This is a genomic window from Marinobacter sp. SS21 (assembly GCF_028369065.1).
Lineage (GTDB): Bacteria > Pseudomonadota > Gammaproteobacteria > Pseudomonadales > Oleiphilaceae > Marinobacter.
The window spans coordinates 1-5,916 of the sequence record NZ_JAQNDA010000021.1 but is presented as its reverse complement, the minus strand read 5'-3'; the positions used below and the strand labels follow the sequence as shown (position 1 = coordinate 5,916).

Sequence of the window (5,916 nt, the reverse complement as noted above, 5' to 3'; positions counted from 1 at the left end):
ACACCGATTCCGGAAAATCCTGAAAAGTGTTCACCTTCGACCAGAATGGTTGTTCAAGTTGAACCAGAATCGGTGTTTACGTTCGTCCGGAATGAGTGTTCATGATGGGCCGGAATATGCAATGGTCCCAGATCTCTCCCTGAACAGTCATACCACTCTGCAGGCGCCACGTTTGCCAGGCATCGTCCCGGCGGTGAGCCCTGGTCATCCTGACCGGATGGCTCGGGGCCAGTATAAGGATCTGCGTTTCTGCCTAAACACAATATTTCCGAAAGCTGTGTGAGCATTTACTCACACTTAACGAGGCAGTTAGAAGTATTTTCCCAGCGAATCAAGCCTAGGGAGCAATATTACTTGCCCTACGATTTCTTAGCCCTGCCGCTCTTATCTTCAGGCTCATGCTTTAACAAAGCGACAGAGTGTCTGACAAAAAACGGCAGCCCTGATTTGTGGTGGCTATGGGCCGAGCGGAATGCTAAAGAATTCAAATGGCAATCCTTGAACTCTATGCCTTCCACCTCCCCCGTTAGCTTATCTCTCCAGTCATCCAACATACCCTTGGCATTATCACCATAAAAATATATGAGAACGCCACCAGTCTTCTGCTTGCCAGAGCCTGAACTATACCTAGTTGTCAATTGCAGCCAACCTTCAAATAGATAAGCTGGTCCCTTATATATTTTCGCTTCACCAATCCATTTATGACCATTCCAGGATAAGACCAAATCAGGGTTACCTGCTACTTCATCCCTAGCAACATGAAAACCACTTCGTTTAATTAGCTTGGTTATAAAAAAGGTAACTCGATCTTCCCCAACCTTATCAGGGGTGAAAAATTGAGGCCCATCTTGAGCATCTTCAATGCATGAATCCAGACAGGTATAAAAAGATTCAAGGTGTGATTCAAAATTCGGTGCAGTGAATTGCTCAAGTGAATTGCACGCGCCATAGCTTGATGGCTGCTCTAAACACCGCTCCACATCCGCAATACTTTTGCTATCTCCCACCACCAACCTATACCCCAGGCTCAAAAAACATAAAAATTTGTTCCTTAAACTCTGGAACCGGCTCGCCTGTTATTGGATGCGGGAAAATTTCTGCCCTATTTGCCTCATTTACATCAGTTTGTGACAGTGGGAAAATTTCATCGTTTTCATCAATGAACTCAAATCCTACCTTTAAGATTTTTAGATCATCTCGACATAAATATCCTGCTACAGACACCAAATCCCGTTCCGACAGCTCAACTCCATTACCAGAGATTAGCCCACGCAATCGACCAAAGGTCAGGTGCGTAACGCCAGATGTGGTAAAGACGTATTCAGCCACAGCTAGACAGGCAGCACCGACCGGGGAACCGGGCTCCCAATCTAGCTCAACTGTATGACGAACCGTCGTTAAATCCATCTTTACCAACTAGTTGATATGTGGACGAATTTTTTCCATAACAAACTGGAAGTCGTCTGTATTAGTGCATCGCTTAACCACGTAATGATACTGATTCTCTTTTGAGGACGCACTCAATTGATTGAATCTTCCTGGAATCAACAATTCAGGATTAGAGAAGACCCCATCACCGATCTTCTTCTGCCATCGAACAGCTATCCGGAATGGCGTAATTACAGCACTCTCACACCCAGCCTTATGGTAGGCCTCATCCCTCAAATCATCTTCATAACGACGCATCTTGGCGTTCTTAATTCCACCGCCATCCGTCACAAACCCCAAGTCACATACACGCCCTTCCCTGGAAGAGTACATTTTTTCGATGAGAGGAAAGACGTTCACTTTCTCGAATGAATCCTCTATCTCAACTCCCTCATTCTTAGCTAGTCGCCAGAGTTCCTTGATGGTTTGATCTACCGACCGGCTTATCTCTGCCTTCGGCATGATCCCAGGAGCATCGACCCTGAGCTCAATCGGTCCCTCACCAAATGGTATGGACACCACGTCAAAGAATTGCTGATAGCGTCTCCTTACGGCAACGATCTCATCATAATCAGAGTAATCGACCTCAGAATCCTCCTTGATCCTTTCTAATGGGACTTTTACACGCTCAGTAAAATATCGCTTTGAAGTAAATACTAAGTGCAAATACCCATCGTCCGATTCAACACCGCACAGCTCTGGACTGCCCTGCATTTCGGCCAGCTCATCATCGCCCAAGTAATAAGGATATTTATCCGTAGCAGTAGAAGGCTGTACCTCGAGAAATGTTAAGGCTCCCAATAATTCTTCCTTCAAAGCCTCATCGAGTTTCAGAAGAGCCACAGCCTTTTCCCCAACGAGCAATTGCTGCTGGTAGAACTCCAACAAACGATCAGTCACATCCTGCTTTAGATCATCGTTGAGTGCCAAAAGGGCTGCCTTTAACTTCTCATACCCTTGCCCTGTTGGTAGCTGATGCGCAGTAATTACTTTGTTGATAACTACGTATGGAACTCGTTTTGAGATGGAATCAAGAAGGTCGGCTAACATCAGCTCTCCATGCATTTGTAGGGTCTAAAGCACGAAACGATAGCAGCAGTTCTGCTTATTCTCCACACAGACCCCATAGATTATACCGGCGTTCCCCCTGCCCTACTGTAAGAGATCTCTTAACCTTGCGATCAACTTCATTTTACGAAATATCAACAATACCCACTTAGCGAACATGGCTATCTTGATGTACCTTAACTACCTGACCCTCAAGGATTAACGGACTACTCGGAGGAGCCATGAAGCTTACAGGAGCCCAGAGAGAGGCAATCAATACCATCGATGACAACCTTCAAATCATTGCCTGTGCAGGCTCTGGGAAGACCCAGGTTGTCTCCGAGAGGATTATCAACATCCTCCAGCAGGACGGGGTCCAACCCCGGAACATCGTTGCGTTTACCTACACAGAAAAGGCTGCTGCCGAGCTGAAGCACCGGGTGTTGACCCTCGCCAATGAACGGCTGGGATCAGTTGAGGGTATGGCGGAGCTGTACATTGGCACCATCCACGCCTGGTGCATGCACTACCTCCAAGAGAATATCTTTGGTTACCAAAAATATTCTGTCCTGGATGAGATCCGTCTCCGTCTTTTCATCAATAAACGCTACATAAAGATGGGCATGACTGACCTTCCAGTCGTCGTCCAGGGTAGAGAGCGAACGCTTTGGCGCTATACGGAAACGAGCGTTTTTATCGACACGATGAACATCGTCCGGGAATGCCAGGTAACCGATGGCATGGAGGTGCCGCCTCTCGTCCAAGGTGCCGTTGCCAAGTACGAAGGGCAGCTCGATAAGCACTCCTACTTTGACTTTACCATGATCCTGACTCGCTTCCTGGATGAACTCCGGAAGCCGGAAACCAAGGCCAAGATGGCGGAGCAGATCAAGTACCTGATCGTTGACGAATACCAAGACGTTAACTTCATACAGGAACAGATCATCGAGGAGCTTCATTCCATCGGTGTAAAACTCTGTGTTGTCGGCGACGACGACCAGACCATCTACCAGTGGCGAGGTAGCTCGCTGGATAACATCCTCCACTTCAAGGACAAGTACCATAATGTCCAGACCGTTACGCTCAACGATAACTTCCGGAGCTCCAAGGGCATCGTTGAGGTTGCCCATAAGGCGATACAAGCTATTGCTCCAGGTCACCGTCTCGACAAGGAAATGAACCCTGCAGGGCACCAACAGTACGAGGAAGGCGACCTCCAGCTGGAACAGTTCACCTGTTACGACGAGGAAGATGCCTATATCGTCCGCCAGATCCAGGACCTACGGGATAAGGCTTTCCAGGATAAGGCCAACAGCGAAGCAAGGGGGCTGGACTATTCCGATATGGCCATACTGCTGAGGACCTGGAAGCCTGCCACACGAATTTCAGAAGCCCTGAAAGCCGCCGGGATTCCTTACGTTGTAACTGGGGTGTCGCAGCTGTTCGAGAAGGAAGAGATCCAGGCATGCGTCAACATCTATAAGTTTATCGACCGCCAAATTGGTCCGAACGAACTCTTTGATTCCTGGAAGGCCGTATCCGTTAGCCTAGACGATGGACGCCTAACCCATGCCATCGATGAATTGGCGAAGATTGTTCCTAACAATGAGGAATGGCACGAGTACTTTAACCTCCAGGAAATCTTCATCAAGTTCCGGGAAAACGCCGAGATCACCGAAGAGCGCATCCAAGGCACCTCCGACCAGGGGATGTCGTTGGCTGAGGTGGTGTTCTACAACATGGGCATGTTCTCGAAGGTGATCGAGGACTTCGAGGTTATCCACTTCAGGGATGAGCAGGAGGATAAGCTCAACAACTTCCTTAACTTCCTTCAGTACACCGCCGAAGATCACTATGCAGAGGGATGGCTCAACAAGTCCATCTCCACTCCTAACGCGGTTACGATCACCACCATCCACCAAGCCAAGGGGCTTGAGTGGCCAGCCGTATTCCTTCCCAGGATGAACAGGAACTACTTCCCCCCGAAGGGGCGAGGTGGTCTGAGCACCTGGCACATCCTCGATCCGGAGTTGATCAAGAACTACGAGGGACTGAAAGGGACCACAGAGGACGAACTTCGACTGCTATACGTTGCGCTGACCCGTAGCAAGAAATTCCTGTTCGTGAGCCAAGCCCCAGGCGAAGGACGTTTCGATAAAAAGCCATCGGATTTCTTGAAACACATCAAGGGCACCCACTACATCTTCAGTAACCCTGAATACCATTTCGAGGATCGTCCAACCGCACCAAGACGGGATGAGAAGTCGATAAGCGATATTGTCCTGAACTTCACACTCCTGGAAGCGTTCTATAACTGCCCGTACTCCTTCAAGTACTACACGCTCTATGGCTTCAAGGAGCCGCTGAGCCCGAGGATGGGCTACGGCAAGTCGATCCATGACACATTGATGGAGATCCACCGTCGGGCAATGGATGGCGATACACCACAAAGGGCCGAGCTTGAAGAGCTTCTCGAACGGCATGTCCACATTCCCTATGCGATCCAGAATGTTAAGGACCAAATGCACGAAAAGGCTCGCGAAGCCGTGAACGAGTACTATGGGAAGTATGAGGGTGAATTTCCCAACGTCGAGTATGCGGAGAAAGATATAGAGCTAGACCTTGGGGACGGTATCATCGTGAACGGTCGTATGGACCTGATCAAGAAGCGGGACCTCAACGGTGAGCCAAGGACCTATATCGTCGACTTTAAGTCTGAATACGACGTACAACGCAATGCTGTCGGTATCAAGCAACTCCTATTGTATGCCCTGGGCTACAAGGCATTAACCGGAGAGAGCGCAGATTACCTACAAATCTATGACTTTGCGTCAGGACAGGAAAACAATTTCCGGCTCAATAATGAACATATGCACAATGCCGAGGACGAGATAAAGGTTGCTGCCGATAAGATCCGAAACAACAACCTGGACGAGCGGTGTGGGAAGAAGGACTGCCCTTGTCGATTCCAGAAGGCTAACTAGGCAACTTGGCGCTGTGATGCTTGAAGCTGCTTCATAGCGCCAATGACCAATTCCCCTAGCGCCTCTCCCAGGAGGGGCGGAACGGCATTTCCAACTTGGGTGTAACGGGGGCAGGACTTAGTTCGAAAGGAACCGCCTGTTGTGTACTGTCCAAGGAACTCAAACCAGTCAGGAAACGACTGGATACGCGCCATCTCCCTAACAGTGAGGATGCGGGGCTCACAGTAATGTAGGTAGTCGTCCGGCAAGGTGGTCATCGTTGCCGAAGGGCGATCCGGGCACAGCGGCGTTATCGAGTGCTTCTTTATGCCATAGCGATCACGCTGCTCCTGGGTCAAGCACTTGCCCTTGGGGCATTCCCTTAGTATGCGCTCAAAGCGCTCAGTGACCTGTGGCCGATGCCTAGGGAGCCTTAAGCTATTAGGGCCCTCCCCTTCCGTCATTTGGACGCGCATAA

General features: G+C 49.3%; 5 protein-coding genes. 1 reads left to right on the top strand and 4 read right to left on the bottom strand.

Annotation, left to right across the window (positions count from 1 at the left end):
* Positions 1-359: 359 nt before the first annotated feature.
* Genes N6L25_RS17580 through N6L25_RS17570 form a run of 3 tightly spaced genes read right to left on the bottom strand, consistent with a single transcriptional unit; the run spans position 360 to position 2,478 of the window.
* On the bottom strand, positions 360-1,007 hold the full coding sequence (locus N6L25_RS17580; protein WP_271983131.1) for a hypothetical protein: 648 nt from the start codon (positions 1,005-1,007) through the stop codon (positions 360-362).
* Positions 1,008-1,014: 7 nt separating this feature from the next.
* Positions 1,015-1,407, bottom strand: coding sequence for a hypothetical protein (locus N6L25_RS17575; protein ID WP_271983128.1), 393 nt, complete (start codon positions 1,405-1,407; stop codon positions 1,015-1,017).
* 9 nt (positions 1,408-1,416) lie between these two features.
* Positions 1,417-2,478 (bottom strand): hypothetical protein, encoded by a 1,062-nt coding sequence (locus tag N6L25_RS17570; RefSeq protein ID WP_271983125.1) that lies wholly within the window; start codon positions 2,476-2,478, stop codon positions 1,417-1,419.
* 239 nt (positions 2,479-2,717) lie between these two features.
* Between N6L25_RS17570 and N6L25_RS17565 the strand changes: the two genes are divergently transcribed.
* Complete coding sequence (locus N6L25_RS17565) at positions 2,718-5,459, top strand: ATP-dependent helicase (RefSeq protein WP_271983123.1); 2,742 nt, start codon at positions 2,718-2,720, stop codon at positions 5,457-5,459.
* Here the strand turns inward: N6L25_RS17565 and N6L25_RS17560 are convergent.
* A complete protein-coding gene (locus N6L25_RS17560) occupies positions 5,456-5,902 on the bottom strand; it encodes a DNA cytosine methyltransferase (RefSeq protein ID WP_271983133.1) in 447 nt (148 codons plus the stop codon). The two genes, N6L25_RS17565 and N6L25_RS17560, sit on opposite strands and share 4 nt — an antisense overlap.
* Between the last annotated feature and the right edge of the window lie 14 nt (positions 5,903-5,916).